The sequence below is a fragment of the Nocardioides sp. R-C-SC26 genome, assembly GCF_021246465.1.
Taxonomy (GTDB): Bacteria; Actinomycetota; Actinomycetes; order Propionibacteriales; family Nocardioidaceae; genus Nocardioides.
In genome coordinates this window covers 42,958-61,188 of the sequence record NZ_JAHRHK010000005.1, presented here as the reverse complement: position 1 = coordinate 61,188, position 18,231 = coordinate 42,958, and the positions used below count along the sequence as shown (strand labels likewise).

Below are 18,231 nucleotides of genomic sequence, written 5' to 3'. Positions count from 1 at the left end.
AACCGGAATTGATAGATCGCTATATCGACAAAAAGATATAGCGATCGGCCGGCCCTAGTCGGAGGCCTGCGCCCGCTTGGCGGCCCGACGGGCGGCGCGGGCCTTGCGCTCCTCGACGTCGAGCTGCTCGGCCTCGTCCGGAGTCGGTGCCGATCCACCGTAGGAGGCGGGGAGCCACCACGAGCCGGGCGGCTGCTCCGCCGCCGGGTAGGACCGGATCGTCGCGTCCAGGAGATCCGCCATCACGGAGCGGAGCGCCGCCGTCTCCGCGACGGGGTCCTCACCGGTGAAGCGCATCTGCTCGCCACAGCGGATCGCGATGGTCTTGCCGCGTGAGAAGTCCTTGGGGTGGTCCTTGGTCAGCATCCGATGCGTGCCCCACAGGATCACCGGCACGACGGGCACGCCGGCCTCCGCCGCGATGCGGATCGCGCCGGACTTGAACTCCTTCAGCTCGAACGAGCGGGAGATCGTGGCTTCGGGGAAGATCCCTACGGCCTCACCGCGGCGGAGGAAGTCCACGGCTTGGGTGAAGGACGCCGTCCCGGCTCCGCGGTCGACCTCGATGTGGTGCAGGGACCGCATGAACGGACCGCCCAGGGGGTGGTCGAAGATCTCGCGCTTCGCCATGAAGCGCACCTTGCGACCAGACGGGTTGGCGGCGAGCCCGCCGTAGATGAAGTCGACGTACCCGATGTGGTTGACCGCCAGCAGTACCCCGCCCGACTTCGGGACGTGCTCGGTCCCCGTGAGATCGAAGCGCTGCCCGAGCACTCGGAACGCAGCCTTGGCCGCCACGATGACCGGCGGGTAGGTGATGTCGAGCATCAGGGGGACTCCTCAGAGCAGCGGCGGATCCGACAACGCACGTGAGACCCGGTGTCCACGTGAAGACGACGATGACACGACGTCGCAACTCGTCGCCGCCCGGGCCAGCGTACGGCGGAGGACCGGCCGTCGGCGTCGCGTCAGCGTCGTGTGGCGAGGAAGTCCGCGATGCGCCCGATGGCCTCCTCGAGCATGGTGACGTCGGGGAGCGTCACCAGCCGGAAGTGGTCGGGACGCGGCCAGTTGAAGCCCGTGCCATGAGTGATCAGGATCTTCTTCGCGCGCAGCAGGTCGATCACGAACGCCTCGTCGTCGTCGATGGCGTAGACGTCCGGGTCGAGCCGCGGGAAGCAGTACAGAGCACCCATCGGCTTGACCGAGGAGACGCCCGGGATCTCGTTGAGGAGCCGGTGGGCCAGCATGCTCTGCTCGTAGAAGCGACCACCTGGTCCGATGAACTCCTCGATCGACTGGTAGCCGCCGAGCGCCGTCTGGATCGCGTGCTGGGCCGGCACGTTCGCGCACATCCGCATGTTCGCGAGCAGGGTGAGGCCCTCGAGGAAGTCCTCGGCGACCTCCTTGGGGCCCGAGATCATCACCCAGCCGGCGCGGTAGCCGCAGACCCGGTACGCCTTGGACAGGCCGGAGAAGGTCAGGCACAGCACGTCGCTGCCGGCGGCCGTCGCTGCGTGGTGATGGACGGCGTCCTCGAAGATGATCTTCTCGTAGATCTCATCGGCCAGGACGACGAGCTCGTGGCGCCGGGCGATGTCGACCAGGCCCGCGACGATCTCCTTGCTGTAGACCGCGCCGGTGGGGTTGTTCGGGTTGATGATGACGATCGCCTGGGTGTTCTCGGTGATCTTCGACTCGATGTCGGCGAGGTCGGGGTTCCAGTCGTTCGCCTCGTCGCAGAGGTAGTGCACCGGCACACCGCCGCACAGTGTCACCGCCCCGGTCCAGAGCGGATAGTCCGGGGCGGGCACGAGGATCTCGTTGCCGTCATCGAGGAACGCCTGCAGCACCAACGAGATCAACTCGGAGACGCCGTTGCCGATGAAGACGTCGTCGACGTGCGTGTCGCGCAGACCGCGCGACTGGTAGTACTGGGCGACGGCAGTACGAGCGGAGAAGATCCCACGGGAGTCGCTGTAGCCCTGCGACTCGGGGAGGTGCCGGGTCACGTCGGCGAGGATCGCCTCCGGTGCCTCGAAGCCGAAGGGCTGTGGGTTGCCGATGTTGAGCTTCAGGATGCGGTGGCCCTCCGCCTCGAGCTTCTGGGCCTCGACGAGAATGGGGCCTCGCACGTCGTAGCGGACGTCGAGCAGCTTGCGGCTCTGGCGGATCTGACGCACGAGAGCCATCCTCGCAGGTCAGGTCGAACGGTTTGTCGGCGCGGACCTCATGTCGATAAAGCGATTGAACGCTTTATCTACAGGTAGATGAACGCAGAGAGGGCCGGGGGTGACCCCCGGCCCTCTCGATGCGCTGCGAGGCAGCGACCCTGCGCGACGCGAGGTCGACTCAGGCGGTGAACTCCTCGAGCTCCTTGAGCAGGGCTGCCTTCGGGCGGGCACCGACGATCGTGCGGACGACCTCGCCACCGGAGTAGACGTTGATCGTCGGGATGCCGGTCACGCGGTAGGAGGACGGCGTCACCGGGTTCTCGTCGACGTTCATCTTGAAGAACGTGATCTTCTCGCCGTGCTCGCCGGCGATCTCGTCGAGGATCGGTGCGACCTGGCGGCACGGCCCGCACCACTCGGCCCAGAAGTCCACCAGGACCGGCTTGTCGGACTTCAGCACCTGTGCGTCGAACTCGGCATCGGTGACGGCTGCGATGTTGCCCACGGGACCATTCCCTTCGGTCGTGCGTGCCGCCGATGCGGAACGCGGAGGTCTGTATGAAGTGAACACCACGCCGGCGGCCGGTGTTCCCGATCGGTCAGGCGGTAGCCGAACCCGAGACGGCGTGCGCCGCGTGCTCGAGGTCGGCGAGGAACCGCTCGGCGTCCAGCGCCGCCGCACAGCCGGTACCGGCGGCGGTGATCGCCTGGCGATAGTGGTGGTCGACCAGGTCACCGCAGGCGAACACGCCGGCGATGTTGGTCGCCGTGCTCGGGTGCTGCACGAGCACGTAGCCGTTCTCGTCGAGATCGACCTGACCGGTGAGCAGCTCCGAGCGCGGGTCATGGCCGATCGCGATGAACAGACCGGTCGCGTCGAGATCGCGGGTCTCCCCGGTGACGGTGTCACGCAGAGTCACCGACTCGAGGTTGTCGGCACCGTTGATCGTGGCGACCTCGGAGTTCCAGATGATGTCGAGCTTGGGGTCGGCGAACGCGCGCTCCTGCATGATCTTGGAGGCACGCAGCTCGTCACGCCGCACAATCATGGAGACCTTCGACCCGAACCGGGTCAGGAAGGTGGCCTCCTCGACGGCCGAGTCGCCACCGCCCACGACGGCGATGTGCTGCTCGCGGAAGAAGAAGCCGTCGCAGGTGGCACACCAGGAGACACCGCGACCGGAGAGCCGCTCCTCGTCGGGCAGACCCAGCTTCCGGTAGCCCGAGCCGGTCGCGAGGATCACGGTGTGGGCGCTGAAGGTGTCCGTGGCCGTCTTGACGATCTTCACAGCGCCGGTGAGGTCCATCTCGACGATGTCGTCGGAGACCAGCTCGGCACCGAATCGCTCGGCCTGCGCGCGCATCTCGTCCATCAGCGCCGGACCCATGATGCCGTCGCGGAAGCCCGGGAAGTTCTCCACCTCGGTGGTGTTCATCAGCGCACCGCCGGCGGTGACCGACCCTTCGAACACCAGGGGGGCCAGGCTGGCACGCGCGGCGTACACCGCTGCGGTGTAACCAGACGGGCCGGAGCCGACGATGATGACGTTGCGGATCTCGGACATGGAGCCCTTCCAGACGTGGACGATGATTCGGTGGGATCGTGACGCGCGACGGGAGGCGTCGTCGCGTCCGGTTCAACCGATCGTAGGCGAGCGCGATTCCCCACCACCGGCGGTCGAGCTCGTCGAAACCCTCACCCGATCTCGACAGGCTCGATGACCGACCCGGTGGTCGAGCTCGTCGGGACCCTCACCCGATCTCGACAGGCTCGATGACCGACCCGGTGGTCGAGCTTGTCGAGACTTCCGCCTCAACCACCGTCGACGGGCACCACGAGTGAGCGGAGGACCGCTCCGCTCCCGCACTGGAGCAGCTCGACCGTCCTGGTCCGGCCCGTCGTGGGGCGCAGCGCCAGGACAGTCGGGATGTCGCCGTAGAGGGCGGCGACGAGCACACCCGGGCCCCACGGGGCACCGGCGCACACGAAATCGGGCGAGGACGGAGTCGTGCCCCGGCTCCGCGCGACGTCGCTCGGCACGCGGCCCGCGAGCCGGCGCACCTTGAGGGTGAACGTGGCACGGGTCAGGCGCACCACCCGGCCCGAGCTCCCGCTGGAGGTGGTCCCGGCAGTCGGACCACCCTGGAGCGACGACGAGCCGTCCGGCGCAGTCTGCGGCGCCGACAGCGCACTGGGGTCCTCCGCGCTGTAGGACGAAGACCCGCCACCGCTGTCGCCTGCTCCGTCCTCGTCGGTCTTCGGCGTCGTGTCGCCGAGATCGGACCGGGCGGTGGAGTCGCTCGCGAAGCTCTCCGCGTTCGCGACCTCCTCCTCAGGCGCCCCACCGGTCGCCGAGGCGACGTCGGCGGAGTCCGAGTCCGGGCGGACGGCGCTGCCGACGCCGACCCCGACGACCACCACGGCGGCCGCGGCCACGAGCAGCGCCGTCACCCGCTGACGACGTCGTGCGGCGAGCTCGACGACGTCGTGCTCGTCGCGGGGCGGCTCCTCGGCGGCCAGGCGTTCCAGGACGCGGTCGAGCCGCGAGGCGACGTCGTCGGGCATCGGGTCGTCATGGCGTGCCTGAGCCAGCAACCGGCGCAGGCGCTCTTCGCGCTGCTCGCGGGACGGGCTCTCGGACACGGGGCTGCTCTCCAGACGGGGTGGGGTGACGTGCTTCGGGTAGGACGGCGGGGTAGCGCGAGGCGACCCGGATCACCGCGGCGTGACGCCGCTCTCAGACCACGGGTGGCCCGCGCGGAGCCTGTGCGGATGGGACGTCTCGCCGGGCTGGTTGGTTCCGCTCCGGATCGCCGTCCACCCGCTCCGGGCCGACGAGGTCGGCCAGGAGCGACGCCAGCCGCGCCCGACCGCGAGAGCATCGCGACTTCACGGTACCGACCGCGCACTCGAGGATCTCGGCGACCTCGGCGACGGAGTAGCCCTCCATGTCGACGAGCACGATCGCCGCACGCTGGTCGGCGGGCAGTGTGCTCAGCGCGGTGAGTACACGGGTGCGCTGCTCGGAGCTCTCCGCGGCGCGAACGGGGTCGCCTCCGCGACTCTCGGCGGCACCGGTGACGAGCCCACCGCGCTCGCCGTACTCCTCGAGGTCGTCCGGCAGCGGCTCGGCTCGACGGACGCGTGCTGCTCGGAGCCGGTCGAGGCAGGAGTTCACGACGATGCGGTGCAGCCAGGTGGTGACCGCGGCGTCGCCGCGGAAGGAGCCGGCGCGGCGGTAGGCGGCCACCATCGCGTCCTGGAGTCCGTCGGCGGCGTCCTCCGGGTGCCCCATCGTGCGCAGAGCGACGGCCCACAATCGGTCACGATGCCGAGCGAAGAGCTCACCGAACGCGTCGGCGTCGCCCGCGACGTGACAGGCGATCAGCTCGGCGTCGCTGCGCTGTCCGGGCTCGGTAGCGACCCGGGACCCATCCGAGGCCCTCGGAGACTCGGCGGACACGGGCACCGGCGAAGTCTCGCTGGTCGGGCCGGCGCCCGCACCCCCGGGGCGCGCGCCCGACGACGTCGGGGGCGCGTGGGCGTCGCCGGCACCGGTGCCCTCCTCGGCCACCTCACCCTCCACACCGGGCGTCTCAGCGACCACGGACGACCACCTCGGCGAGCTGACCGCGGTAGCGGTTGTCGCTCGGGTCCAGCGGAAGCGCCGTCAGCCAGATGACGAGGTAGGACGCCGAGACGCCCTCGCCGGGGGTGACGGTGAGCGATCCGTTCTCGGCGGTGCCGCTGCCGATGGCGGTGATGTCGTCGACCTGGGCGGGCGGCACGTCGGCGGCGAACACGGTGGCCGACGTCGGTGACGTCGCGAACGCGAGCTCGACTGAGGTGACGTCGTGGCTGCCGCCGAGGTCGACGACGAGACCGACGCCGGTCTTCAGCCCGGGCGGCGGCCCGAGCTGGTCGTTGTAGCCCTGCGTCGACCACGTGGTGGCGGGGTCGCCGTCGACGGCGTTGGGTGCCTGGTCGTCGTTCTCGACACCCCCGTCGGTGCCGAGCGGATCCAGGACAGTGACGCTGAGGCCCTCCAGCACCGGAGCCGGCGCCTGCGACGAGCTGCCCGACGGCGTGGCGGAAGGTTCCTCGGGCGACTCGCCGCCGCGCAGGGTGAGCGCGACGACCAGTGCCACAGCCAGCAGGAGGACGACGAGCAGGACGCCGGCGAGACGTTGCCAGGAGCGCCCGGGGACGCCGCCGGGCAGGGCAACCGGCGCGGGCGGGCGTGGTCGGGTGGCCGGACGCCCTCGCTGGGCCTCGGGCCCGAAGGGCCAGTGCTCGTCGTCGGGACGGATGCCGGTGGGGGGCGTCGCACCCTCGCGCGGCTTGCGCGCGGGACCGCCGTCGGTCGGGGTGGGGGCGAAGAGGGGACGCTCGGGCGGCTCCTCGAACGGCGGCGGCGGGGGCACCGGGGAGGTGCGCCGCTCCAGCCAGCTGACGTCGTCCTCGTCACCGAAGATCGGCAGGCCCGCCTCGGTCGGGACGTCGACCTCGGCCGAGGCCGGCGCGGCGTCCGACACGGAGAGTGCCCCGGTGCCGGTGTCGGTGAACGAGGCGGTGCCGCGGTCGAGGGGGGGCTGGTCGGTGTCGAGGACGTCGCGCATGCCGGCGGCCTCGGGTGAGTCGTGGGGCAGCACCTCTGGCACCGGGGGGAGCACGATCTGCTCGCCCTCGTCGGCCTGCATCCGCGGGACGCTGGCCGCCAGGGCCTGGGCGACGCCGGTGGCGTCGCCGACGAAGTCGCGCAGCTCGTCGCGGATCGCGCGCATCGACGGGATCCGCTCGTGCGGCTGCGCGGTGAGCACGGCCTCGCACAGCGCGTCGAGCTGGCGGGGCACGCCCGCGCGGACCTGCCGTGGTCGCAGCACCTGGCCGTGCACCGACGGCGCTTGGGCGACCAGGGAGCCCGACCTGCCGGGCCACTTGGCGGTGAGCGCGCAGTAGAGGAGGCCAGCGACGTCGTGGATGTCGCGCTCGAGCGCGCCGTCGGCGTCCACACCGTGCAGGGCGGCGTCGATGCAGAAGCCGATGATGTGCAGACCGCCGCCTGCGTCGATCAGGACGTTCTCCGGATTGAGGCGACCGTGGCCGACTCCGGCCGCGTGGGCGGTGGTCAGCGAGTCGGCGACCTCGCTCACCACCCAGGCGGCCCGCCGCGGTCCGAGCGGACCGGAGTTGTTCGCCACGACGTCGAGGCTGGTGCCCCACCCCCACTCGTTGACGACGAAGCACATGCCGTCGGCGTGGTCGGCGTCGAGCACCCGCAGGATGCGCCGGTCGAGCACGGTGGCCGAGCGGCGCGCAGCATCCATGAACTGCGGGGCGCGCGCGTCGTCCTCGGCGATGACGTGGATCGCGACGTAGCGCTCGAGCATCCGGTCGTGCGCACGCCAGAAGCGGCCGCCGCCGCTTTCGCTGAGCAGGTCCACCAAGCGGTAGCGGTCGGCGAGCACGTCGCCGGGCCTGTTGCTGGTGGGCACCTGGACTCCTGGATCGAGACCGCGAATCGGGCAGTCAGGTCATCGTAGAGCGCGGCGCCCACCGCGCCCGGTGTTTCCTCCTCGCCCGCGAGCGAGGCGCCGCGCCACGACGTCGACCACATCGGTCACCTCGCGCAGGTGCAACGTGCGCGCGGCCAGCAGCAGACCGCCGAGCGCGACCAGCGCGACGAGGCCGCCGCGCAGGCCCGCCAGCACCCACCACGGGGCGCTGCCCCACTCGGCGAGGACACCGGCGATGAGCGCGGCCAGGGCCGAGGACACCGCGACCGCCACGGCCAGCCGCACGGCGAAGCGGAGCGTGCGCCGACTCTCCAGCCCACCGAGACGGCCCGCCAGCACGCGATAGGAGACGGCCGAGCCGACGGCGTAGGAGACGCCGTAGGCCAGCGCGAGGGCGGGGGCCGTCCAGCGGTCGGAGGTCACCGAGACCAGCACGATCGCCGCGGCGATGTTGGTCGAGGCGACGATGCACTGGATCCAGAACACCGTGCGGGTCTGCTCGAGGGCGTAGAAGCCGCGCAGCACCAGGTAGTGCACGGTGAACATCACCAGGCCTGGGCCGAACAGCATCAGGGTCGGCACGTACTGGGTGTAGCCCGCCGACTCCGGCCCGTGGTTCCAGATCACGTTGGCGACGTCGTCGGCCACGAACGGCAGCAGTCCGGCGAACCAGACGATCACGACGAGGGTCGTGCGCAGCGTGTCGGCCAGCGTGTGCGCCAGACCGCTGCGGTCGTCACCCGCCGCGAGCGCCGAGAGTCGTGGCAGGGCCGCCGTCGCGAGCGAGACCGTGATCACCGAGTGCGGCACCATCACGATCAGGAAGACGAAGGAGTAGACCGTGTAGCCGGTGCCGTCGCCGCCGTCCGCGGTACCGCTGGAGGCCAGACGCACCACGACGGTGTAGGCGATCTGGTTGACGACGACGAAGAGGATCGTCCACACGCCAAGGCGCGCCGTGCGCCCCAGACCGGACCCGCGCAGGTCGAAGCGGGGTCGGAAGCGGAAGCCCGCCCGACGCAGATACGGAACCAGGATGGCGAGCTGGACGACGATCCCCAGCGTGGACCCCAGACCGAGCACCGCCTCCTGCCCGGGGCTGTACGGCCCGCGCAACTCCGCGCCCTGGGCGGGGCCGAACGCCATCAGGTAGACCAGCAGCACTCCGACCGCGATCACGTTGTTCGCGATCGGGGCCCACATCATCGGTCCGAACCGTCCTCGGGCGTTGAGGATCTGACCGACCAGCACGAACATCCCGTAGAAGAACACCTGCGGGAGGCAGTACTGGGCGAACCGGACGACCGACTCGACGTGTGCTGCGCGGTCGGGGGCGTCGAACCGCTCGTCGAGGTAGAGCGACATCACCTGGGGTGCGAAGACCACCAGCGCGACGGTGACCACGAGGAGGAAGAGCCCGGCAGCGGTGACGACCCGCTGGGTGTAGGCCTCGCCGCCGTCGGCGTCCTCGCGCATCGCGCGCACCAGCTGCGGCACGAGCACCGCGTTGAAGACGCCGCCCGCCAGCAGGATGTAGAGCATGTTCGGGACGGTGTTGGCGATGTTGAACAGGTCCGCGTGCAGCACGTTGCCGAGCGCCACCATGAGCAGGGCCGAGCGCAGGAACCCGCTGAGCCGTGAGATCAGCGTGCCCGCCGCCATCACCGCGCTCGAGCCGAGCAGGCTCGGGCTGTCCGCTCCCACGGTCTCCGCCGGGTCGCCGGGGTCGATGGGCTCGACGGGATCGGGCGAGTCCGCAGGGACGCCGGCTCCGGGCTCCTCGGGTGAGGTCACGCCGTCTCCGCCGGTGCGCCCCTGCGGGCGGCCCGGATGCGGCGCGCGAGCCGGATCGCGATGGCGATGAAGAGCACGCCGATCCCGGTGCCCATGATCACCCAGATCACGTCGCTGACCTGGACCGACCGGATCGGCACCTGGTCGGCACTGCCCAACCGGACGCCGTCCTCGTCGGTGAGGAACAGCTCCACGTTGTGCACCTTGTTGGTGCGGGTGGTCGCGGTGACCAGCACGTTGGCGCGGCTGCGCGGACCGATCTGCACCGGGTCGGCCGCGCGCACGGTGATGCCGCCGTCGGCCTCGGCGCGGATGCCGACGCGCACGGTCTGGTCGAGGTCGTTGGCGACGGTGACGAGGAACGTGCCCGACTGGCTCGAGAGCGTGACGCCCTCGGTGGCGCGCAGTTGCAGCGAGTCGAAGACGTCGGAGAACCAGCCCTGCATGCGGGCCAGCGCGAGCCGACCGGCGCTGGGTGAGTTGCGCACGCTGTAGGCCGCGCCGGTCAGCGCCTGCCGCGTGACGACGTCGGCCAGGGTCTCGTTGCCGACCAGGACGCGTTGCAGGGTTCCGCCTTCGGTGACCAGCGCGGCGATCCGCTCGAAGAACTCGGGATCGAGCTCGCGACGGCTCTGGAGCTCGGGGTAGGTCAGCGCCGCCGGATCGACCGACGTGGAGGCCGTGTTCGCGGCGATGTCGGAGACGCCGACCAGGTTCAGCCACGGTGCGTCCAGGCCCGACCAGAACGCCGAGGCCGAGCTCAGCCCCCACTCGGTCGGCAGCAGCACGGTCAGCGGCGGCTGCGTGGAGCGCAGCGCCCGGACGGCGGCCTCCGCGAGGATCCGTTGGCGCAGGCCGACGGCGCTCTGCGTCGGCCGGGGCCCGGGTGAGCCGGCGCTCGCGCCGGAGGAGGTGACGACGACGTCGACGCCGTCGACCGCGGCGACCGCCGGCGCGTAGCCGGGGAACATCAGGTCGGTCGCGAGCACCGTGGTGTCGTCGCCCGCGGTCGTGATCGACGCGGCGTCGAGGTAGCCGCCGGGCGAGGCCAGGGCCGGCGTGGTCTCGATACCGGCCTCGCCGAGGGCGTCGGCACCGAGCGTCCGCGCCTCCGCGAGCAGTGCGGGAGCGTGGGCGAGGGTCGCCGGAACGTCGAGATTGCCGTAGGGCAGCGCGAGCACGTCGGCCGCGGAGCCCAGGCGATCGGTCGCCTCGGCCATCCAGCTCTGCGCGGTGGCGATGACCGGGTCGGCCTCGGCGTCGGGATCGGTCTCGGCGAGCGGCGCGGCCGTGCCGGTCTCGCCGTCCCCGGGAGTGGGCTCGGTGACGGTCGGGGCGAGCGAGCGACCCGGGTTGCCCTGACGGAGTCGGTCGACGGCGTCGATCAGCGCCGGGTCGACCAGCCACGACACCGGGCGGCCGCCGGCGGACCCGGCGAAGTCGAGGAGGTCGGCGAGCCGCCCGCCGGAGCTGAGCGTGCGCTGCCACTCGCCGGTGCCGTCGACCGATCCGTCGCCCGCGTAGGTGATCGCCCGCGTCAGGGGGAGGACGATCGCCACGTCGACCGGTGTGGTCACCCGCGACGGGAGGTAGGGCAGGAAGGTGCGGGCGCGACCGTCGGTCACCAAGTCGCGCGGGGTGCTGTCGCTCTGACCGGAGGCGTGGATACCGAACAGGTAGGCGCCGCCGCCGTCGGTGGGGAGTGCCGAGGCCGGCACGGTGACGGTGAAGGTCGCGCTCGCGCCGGGCTCCAGGGAATCGATCTTGCCCGGCTTGCCCTCGTAGACGATCCGATCCCCGAACGGGGCGTCGCTCGGCGAGGCCGCGGCCGCCGCCAACTCGCCCGGACTGCGCAGCGGTCCCAGCGATCCACCCCAGACGGCGTAGAGGTTGATCGTCGTCCAGGTCTCCTCGCTGCGATTGGTCACGGTGCCGGCGACGATGACGTTGCCGCGCTCGGGGACGTAGGCCGGGGCCATCGCGTCGATGACGACGCGCAGCGGGGCGTCGTCGTTCGGCGCAGCCGGGGCCGCGCTCGCCGGCGCCTGCGTCGCGGGTGCGAGCAGCAGCAGGGTGGCGATGAGTGGCGCGAGGAGCACGATCGCCGCGATCCGATCGGCACGACCCCCGCGCCTGGTGCCGCTCGCCACGCCGACGATCGGCGGACCCAGGCTGAGGTCGCGCAGGATCGACGGCGGGGAGACCACGGGCATGAGGGTAGCCCCGCCCCGGGTCGGTCCGGCCGCGCGCGCCAGCCCCGTCGGACTCAAATAGGATCGGGCCGTGTCCGCGCCGTCCTCCCACCCTGCCCGCGCCACGCCGTCCGCGGCCGCTGCGGTTCCGGCCGAGCCGCTCTCGATGGTCGAGGTGCAGCAGCGGGTGAGTGCCGAGCTGGCGCGGTTGGCGCCCCTGCTCGACGATCTCGGCGAGCGGTTCGCCCGCACCGGCCACCAGTTGCACCTCGTCGGCGGCCCCGTCCGCGACGCGATGCTCGGCCGATCTCACACCGACCTGGACTTCACGACGTCCGCCCGGCCGGAGGTGTCGGAGAAGGTGCTCCGCGCCTGGGGCGACGCCTGGTGGGACATGGGGCGCGACTTCGGCACGATCGGCGCCCGCAAGGGCGAATGGATCGTGGAGGTGACGACGTACCGCTCGGAGACCTACGACCCCGACAGCCGCAAGCCCGAGGTCGTCTACGGAGACAACCTCGCCGGCGATCTCGGACGCCGCGACTTCACCGTGAACGCGATGGCGGTCTCGGTGCCCGGCAGCGTCTTCGAGGACCCCTTCGGCGGCATCGTCGATCTCGCCCACCGGGTGCTGCGCACGCCCGGTACGCCCGAGTCCTCCTTCGACGACGACCCGCTGCGGATGATGCGCGCGGCGCGGTTCGCCGCCCAGCTCGGCTTCACCGTCGCGCCCGAGGTCGTCGACGCGATGCGCGACATGGCCGACCGGATCACGATCGTCTCGGCCGAGCGCGTGCGCGATGAGCTGGTGAAGCTGATCTGCGCGCCCTACCCGCGGCTGGGCCTGGCTCTGCTGGTCGACACCGGCCTGGCCGAGCACGTGCTCCCCGAGCTGCCGGCGCTGCGTCTGGAGCGCGACGAGCACCACCGCCACAAGGACGTCTACGAGCACACCCTGACGGTGCTCGAGCAGGCGATCGAGCTCGAGTCGCGTCTTCCCGGAGATGGCCCCGACTTCGTCAGCCGCTTCGCCGCCCTCATGCACGACGTGGGCAAGCCGAAGACGCGGCGCTTCCTCGACGACGGCACGGTGACCTTCCACCACCACGACGTCGTGGGCGCCAAGATCACCACCAAGCGGATGCGGGCGCTGCGCTTCTCCACCGACGAGACCGAGTCGGTGGCCCAGCTCGTCGAGCTGCACCTGCGCTTCCACGGCTACGGGACGGGTGAGTGGACCGACTCGGCGGTGCGTCGCTACGTGCGCGACGCCGGCGACCAGCTCGATCGCCTGCACATCCTGACCCGCGCCGACTGCACCACGCGCAACCGCCGCAAGGCCGAGCGGCTCCGCCGGACCTACGACGACCTCGAGGCGCGCATCGAGCGGCTCTCGGCCGAGGAGGAGCTCGCCGCGATGCGGCCCGAGCTCGACGGCAACCAGATCATGGAGCTGCTCGGTATCGGGCCTGGCCGCGACGTGGGCGAGGCCTACCGGTTCCTGCTCGACGTCCGACTCGACGACGGCGTGATCGGCGAGGACGCCGCCCGCGAGCGGCTGCTCGCCTGGTGGGCCGCCCGGGGCGACCGCGCGTGAGCGAGCTCGCGCTTCGTGCGCCGGGCCTGACCCACCTGCCGCTGGGTGCGACGCCCACGCCGGTACGCCGACTGGATCTCGGGTTCGACGCCGAGGTCTGGGTCAAGGACGAGGGCGCCTTCGGCGAGGGCCGCTGGGGCGGCAACAAGGTGCGCAAGCTCGAGTGGATCATCCCCGAGGCGCAGCGTCGCGGCGTCTCGACGCTCTTCACCGTCGGCGGCATCGGCACGCACTGGGGTCTGGCGTGCGCGCTGTACGGAGCCGAGCACGGCCTGCGCACGGTGCTCGGGCTCGTCGACCAGCCCGTCGACGACCACGTACGCGACCAGCTCCGACGGCTGACGGCGTCCGGTGCGCGGCTGCATCGCTACGCGACGCCCACGCGCCTGAAGATGGCCGCACCGTGGCTGCTCGCCCGCTACCGGCCCTGGTATCTGCCTGCCGGCGGCTCCAACGCCGTCGGGTCGCTGGCCTACGTCGACGTCGCGTTCGAGCTCGCCGCCCAGGTCGCAGCCGGCGAACTCCCCGAGCCATCGGTGCTGGTGGTGCCGGTCGGATCCGGCGGCACAGTGGCCGGACTCGAGCTGGGACTGAGGTGGGCCGGACTCCGCCGCGGGGACGAGGGCACGCGGGTGCTCGGCGTCGTCGTCAACGACATGGTGCGCCTGGACGCCGTCGCGATCGGCAGGCTGATCGGTCGCACCCGCCAACTGCTGCTCGACCGCGGTGCCGAGGGCGTGCCGCACGTGCCCGACGTCGAGCTGGACCTGCGTGCCGACTGGCTTGGCAGCACCTACGGCGACCCGACGCCTGCGTCGGTGGCCGAGGTGGAGCGCGCCGCAGCGTCCGGGGTGGAGGTCGAGCCCGTCTACACCGGCAAGGCGTTGGCGGCGATCCGCGAGTTGGACCGCGCCGGAGCCCTCGCCGGACCGGTTCTCTGGCTGGCCACCCACGGACCGCGCGGCTGACCCAGCATCCCGAACGCGTCGCAGGGTGGCGCCGGAGGACGCGGATCGATGCCCGGTGTGGTGACGATCACGATGCGGGCCACCGTGACGCCATCGTTACCGGCGCGTAGGTTGCGGCCATGGCCGAGTACGAAGAGCTTGAGCAGAGCATCGACATCGCCGCGACCCCCGCCCAGGTGTGGGCGCTGGTGAGCGACGTCCCCGCGATGGCGCGGTGGAGCCCCCAGGTCGTGCGCAGCACGGTCAAGGGCGGTGTGGTGAAGCAGGGCGCCACGATCAAGAACCTCAACCGCAAGGGCCCGCTGTTCTGGCCCACCAGCTCCAAGGTCGTCCGGTTCGAGCCGCACCGCGACTTCGCGCTGCGGATCAAGGAGAACCGCACCATCTGGAGCTTCCAGTTGGAGGAGAACGCCGCCGGCGGCACGACGCTGACCCAGCGCCGTGAGCTCCCGCAGGGCGTCTCGGCCGTGTCGATCGTGCTGACCAAGACGATCCTCGGGGGCGTCGACGGCTTCACCCAGCACCTCAAGGACGGGATGCAGGAGACCCTGGCCAAGATCAAGGCCGAGGCCGAGGCCTCCGCCTGATTCGGGCCACCCCGGCGGTCGAGGAGCGCGCCCGGCCTCACCGGGCTGCCACGGCCTCGACAGGCTCGACCACCGAACGGTGTCGAGCCTGTCGAGACGCCGTGTGGTGATCAGTAGTCGTAGTCGAAGCCAGCGCAGCCCGGGCCGGTGCGGATCCGCACGGTCCCGCTCAGGTCGCCGTCGGAGCGACGCGGTCCGACGCCGGCCCCTCGCAGGCCGAGCACCCGGAACGCCAGGCAGTCGAACCGCAGCACCCATCGACCTGCACCGGTCGGGTTGGTGTAGTTGTCGACATGACCGGCCCCGAAGTCGGAGTACGTCGACCGGGCCTTGGTGGCGGTGAAGGCCGCGTCGGCCAGGTTCGGGTTCATCTCGCCCGGCTGCGGGACGGCGTCCAGCGGCGTCTGCGCCGGCGCCTTGTCGACGCCGTTGTTGCCGTAGCCGCGTGACTCGTCGGCATAGGCCAGGAAGAGGCCGGGCTGCCAGCTGATCGGGTCGCGGTCGATCTGGCCGCGGCCGTCGAGGTCGAAGCCCGAGCGGTCGCGCATCTCCAGGTAGTAGGCGTGATCGAAGTCGGACGAGCGCGCTCCGGCCCGCACGTACTGCCAGCCGTCGGTGCACTTGCCCCCTGGGACGCCGGGCTTGCAGCCGCCGTTGAAGACGAAGGGGTCGCGCGGACCGCCGGACTTCTCGAAGTCGGAGCGGTAGATCACCTTCGTCGTCCCTGAGGGGAGCGTGGCGGTGACCTTGACGTCGTCGATGAACCAGCCGGGCAGGGCCAGGCCGGGGTCGGTGGCGTAGCTGAACCGGATGACCGGCGACGTCGCTCCGGCCAGGTCGCTGACGTCGAAGGTGTCGGCGATGAACGACGGTGCCGGCTGGTTGCCGAGCGTGCGGTCGAGCTGGGCGGTCAACGGGTCGGAGTAGGACGAGCTGGAGCCGGTGATCCCGTTGCCGTACGTGCCCTGACAGGCGTTGCTGTTCGGGTTGGACGACGCCGTGGTCGTCGGCACCTGCCGGGTCGAGGCGTTCGATCGCCAGTCACCACCGCCGTTCTTCGACGTCAGCACGAAGCCGTAGTCGAAGTCCCACTCGATGGAGAAGTACGACTTCATGCTGAGGCTGACCCTCGAGCCCGAGGGCAGCTTCGCCAGCGCCGGCAGCGAGAGGTCGAGGTTGTGCCCGCCGCCGGTCGCGTTGCAGCCGAAGTCGTTGCCGGACCCCGAGAACCAGGCGTGGGACTTGCTGGCCTTGACGCCGGTGTCGAACGCGGAGGGCTTCATCAACACCCGCCCCGGGAGCTTCGCGACGTACATCCGCGAGTTGTGCACGATGCCGTCGCGTCCGCGGCGCAGCACGTAGGGCTCGCCCGACGCCGTGCGCCAGCGGATCACGCCGGTGTCCTGCTTGGAGTCCGGCCAGGACCTGACGGTGCGCGAACCCTTGCCGAGCACCTCGGGCACGACCCACCCGAGCTCCTGGCGACCGTAGGCGTCGATGTTCTGCGACTTGTCGCTCGACATCAGCGTCCAGTCGTCGTAGTAGGTCGCCGAGCCGGTCGTGTAGAAGTCGGGCAGGCCGAGGGAGTGGCCGTACTCGTGGGAGATCACCGAGGCGCGTTCGATCGCGGTCTCCGGGTTGAGGTTGTACGGCCCCACGCGCACGAAGACCTTGTGAGCGGTCTTCCGCGTGGTCTGCTTGGTGAAGGAGCCGTCGGTCCAGTAGAGCGGGCGCCCCTCGAGGTCGCGGAGCTGGTCGTCGGTGGCGAATCCGTCGAGGCCGGTCACCGGGTCGGTCACCGAGTACTCCAGGGAGCTGGAGTGCGGCCAGATGTTGTCGTAGGGCAGGCCGCAGGCGAGGTCGCCGCCCAGGCCCTGCGACTCGCCGTGGCCACCGCAGCCGGCGTAGACGACCATGAAGAAGTCGACCAGGCCGTCCTTGTCGGTGTCGTAGTCGTTGTAATCGATCTCGGGGTCGGCGAGCGCCGCGGCGTCCTGCACGATCTTCGAGGTGTCACCGCATCCGCTGTCGATGTTCTGCAGCGCCGCGATGCCGGTCAGGCTGCCGATCACGGCCGAACCGTTGCCGTCCGCGCCGTAGTAGCCGGTGGTGCCGGGCAGGTTGTAGACGCCGTCGGTGATCCGCTCGGAGTAGAGCGGGCTGCCGAACGCCGTCGCGCCCAGGTCGCTCAAGGTGACCCCGGTGCAGGTGTTCACCTTGGTCAGATCGGTGCGGTAGGTCGGGAAGCCGGGCGCGTAGTCGAAGTCCGCCGAGGCGATGCCCGCCGAGGGCACCGTGCCGTGGGGGTAGAGCTGGCCCAACGACATCTCCTGGAAGAGGTTGAAGGTCGATCCGGGGTTCGCCGGCGAATTGATCACACGCTCCAAGCCCGCGCCGGAGTGTCCGTCGACGTAGCGCCGGTCGGTGTACTGCACCGGGACGACGGGGAACGGCCGATCGCCGTAGCGCGCGGAGTCGTAGGCGCCGCCCGGCGGGATCACCTTCGGCCCGTGGCTCGTCGACCGGCCCGCGGTGCGGCCACCGGTGGTGAGCACGGCTGTCGTGGAGAGGTCGCGCCACACCAACGTGGGCAGTTGTCGGAGCGAGGCCGCCCGTTGATCGACGACGAGCGTCACCGAACGGCCTGCCGCCACGCGGGGCACCCGCCACGTCAGGTCGGACTCGGTGACCGACGTCGAGCCCGGGCCGCTCGCCGTGAGGAACCGGGTGCCGACGGGCGCGGTGAGCTCGACCCGAGCACCGCTGACGGCCTTACTGGTCGGGTTGGTCACCACGATGCTCGAGGGGTACTTCTCCCCGGGCTTGACCCATCCGCGGGAGGAGACGAACCGATTCACCACGCGCAGCCCACGTGCCCGCGAGCGCAGCGCCACCGACGTCGAGCCGGCCTCGTCGCCCGGCGTGCTCTGGAACCCGTCGCCGGACCGCACGTCCAGGGCGCGCAGCGCGAGCGACACGGCGCCGTCGTCGGTGGCGACCGCCTCGGTGGCCGAGGCCGGGATCGTGACGGTGAAGCTGCCGTCGGGTGCTGTGGTGACCCGGCGAGTCGCCAGGGTCGCGCCCCGGGCGTCGTCGACCGCGAGGGTGAAGGTGGCGGCGCTGGTCGCGCCGAGCAGCGCGAGGGTGTCCTGGGTGAGTCGGTGCACCGACCCGCGCACGGTGAAGGGCGCGCCCGGAGCCGGCGTGGCCGTGACGGGGTCGAATTCGACCGAGAGCAGCCGCTTGCCGAGCGACAGCGTCGGGAGCGGATCGAGCCGCGGCGCCGGATCGTCGGCGGCGGACGACGACGGTGCCAGGGCCGGCATCAGGCCGACGGCGAGCAGGGTCGCCGGGGGCGCCCCGGCGGGGGGGCGGGGGGGGCGCCGCGGGGGGGGGGGGGGG

At 71.3% G+C, this 18,231-nt stretch carries 13 protein-coding genes; 3 read left to right on the top strand and 10 right to left on the bottom strand.

The window, feature by feature from the left end; genetic code table 11:
- Positions 1 to 54 precede the first annotated feature (54 nt).
- The 9 genes from KSO97_RS06195 to KSO97_RS06155 form a co-directional block, all read right to left on the bottom strand.
- Positions 55 to 828 carry a 1-acyl-sn-glycerol-3-phosphate acyltransferase gene (locus KSO97_RS06195; protein ID WP_232677213.1) on the bottom strand — a complete coding sequence of 258 codons (774 nt, stop codon included), beginning with the start codon at positions 826 to 828 and terminating at the stop codon, positions 55 to 57.
- Between the two features lie 140 nt (positions 829 to 968).
- A complete protein-coding gene (locus KSO97_RS06190; protein WP_232677212.1) occupies positions 969 to 2,183 on the bottom strand; it encodes a pyridoxal phosphate-dependent aminotransferase in 1,215 nt (404 codons plus the stop codon).
- Between the two features lie 169 nt (positions 2,184 to 2,352).
- Positions 2,353 to 2,679 (bottom strand): thioredoxin, encoded by a 327-nt coding sequence (trxA, locus tag KSO97_RS06185; protein ID WP_308188262.1) that lies wholly within the window; start codon positions 2,677 to 2,679, stop codon positions 2,353 to 2,355.
- A 94-nt stretch (positions 2,680 to 2,773) separates the two neighbouring features.
- Positions 2,774 to 3,739, bottom strand: coding sequence for a thioredoxin-disulfide reductase (trxB, locus tag KSO97_RS06180; RefSeq protein WP_232677211.1), 966 nt, complete (start codon positions 3,737 to 3,739; stop codon positions 2,774 to 2,776).
- 248 nt (positions 3,740 to 3,987) lie between these two features.
- Positions 3,988 to 4,818, bottom strand: a complete 831-nt coding sequence (locus tag KSO97_RS06175) for a hypothetical protein (RefSeq protein WP_232677210.1) — start codon at positions 4,816 to 4,818, stop codon at positions 3,988 to 3,990.
- A 94-nt stretch (positions 4,819 to 4,912) separates the two neighbouring features.
- Complete coding sequence (gene sigM / locus KSO97_RS06170; RefSeq protein ID WP_232677209.1) at positions 4,913 to 5,782, bottom strand: RNA polymerase sigma factor SigM; 870 nt, start codon at positions 5,780 to 5,782, stop codon at positions 4,913 to 4,915.
- Complete coding sequence (locus KSO97_RS06165; RefSeq protein ID WP_232677208.1) at positions 5,772 to 7,670, bottom strand: protein kinase family protein; 1,899 nt, start codon at positions 7,668 to 7,670, stop codon at positions 5,772 to 5,774. Before KSO97_RS06165 ends, sigM begins: the two co-directional genes overlap by 11 nt.
- 39 nt (positions 7,671 to 7,709) lie before the next feature.
- Positions 7,710 to 9,485, bottom strand: coding sequence for a murein biosynthesis integral membrane protein MurJ (murJ, locus tag KSO97_RS06160; protein WP_232677207.1), 1,776 nt, complete (start codon positions 9,483 to 9,485; stop codon positions 7,710 to 7,712).
- Positions 9,482 to 11,692: a DUF6049 family protein gene (locus KSO97_RS06155; RefSeq protein WP_232677206.1), complete on the bottom strand. Its 2,211-nt coding sequence runs from the start codon at positions 11,690 to 11,692 to the stop codon at positions 9,482 to 9,484. Before KSO97_RS06155 ends, murJ begins: the two co-directional genes overlap by 4 nt.
- A 151-nt stretch (positions 11,693 to 11,843) precedes the next feature.
- On the opposite strand from KSO97_RS06155, the gene KSO97_RS06150 reads away from it, so the two are divergent.
- The 3 genes from KSO97_RS06150 (at position 11,844) to KSO97_RS06140 (ending at position 14,829) form a co-directional block, all read left to right on the top strand.
- On the top strand, positions 11,844 to 13,274 hold the full coding sequence (locus KSO97_RS06150; protein ID WP_232677374.1) for a CCA tRNA nucleotidyltransferase: 1,431 nt from the start codon (positions 11,844 to 11,846) through the stop codon (positions 13,272 to 13,274).
- Positions 13,271 to 14,242, top strand: a complete 972-nt coding sequence (locus KSO97_RS06145) for a 1-aminocyclopropane-1-carboxylate deaminase/D-cysteine desulfhydrase (RefSeq protein ID WP_232677205.1) — start codon at positions 13,271 to 13,273, stop codon at positions 14,240 to 14,242. The genes KSO97_RS06150 and KSO97_RS06145 overlap by 4 nt, the downstream gene beginning before the upstream one ends.
- A gap of 119 nt (positions 14,243 to 14,361) precedes the next feature.
- The gene (locus KSO97_RS06140) at positions 14,362 to 14,829 is read left to right on the top strand and encodes an SRPBCC family protein (protein WP_232677204.1); all 468 of its coding nucleotides are present in this window, start codon (positions 14,362 to 14,364) and stop codon (positions 14,827 to 14,829) included.
- Between the two features lie 110 nt (positions 14,830 to 14,939).
- On the opposite strand, the gene KSO97_RS06135 is transcribed toward KSO97_RS06140, so the two are convergent.
- Entirely contained in the window at positions 14,940 to 18,155 is a 3,216-nt protein-coding gene (locus KSO97_RS06135) for an immune inhibitor A domain-containing protein (RefSeq protein ID WP_232677202.1), read from the bottom strand.
- Positions 18,156 to 18,231: the final 76 nt, after the last annotated feature.

Excerpts from the sequence above, each read along its gene's own strand:
- trxB (WP_232677211.1), bottom strand. The coding sequence starts at position 3,739 with ATGTCCGAGATCCGCAACGTCATCATCGTCGGCTCCGGCCCGTCTGGT.
- KSO97_RS06135 (WP_232677202.1), bottom strand. The coding sequence starts at position 18,155 with ATGCCGGCCCTGGCACCGTCGTCGTCCGCCGCCGACGATCCGGCGCCG.
- KSO97_RS06150 (WP_232677374.1), top strand. The coding sequence starts at position 11,844 with ATGGTCGAGGTGCAGCAGCGGGTGAGTGCCGAGCTGGCGCGGTTGGCG.
- KSO97_RS06140 (WP_232677204.1), top strand. The coding sequence starts at position 14,362 with ATGGCCGAGTACGAAGAGCTTGAGCAGAGCATCGACATCGCCGCGACC.
- KSO97_RS06195 (WP_232677213.1), bottom strand. The coding sequence starts at position 828 with ATGCTCGACATCACCTACCCGCCGGTCATCGTGGCGGCCAAGGCTGCG.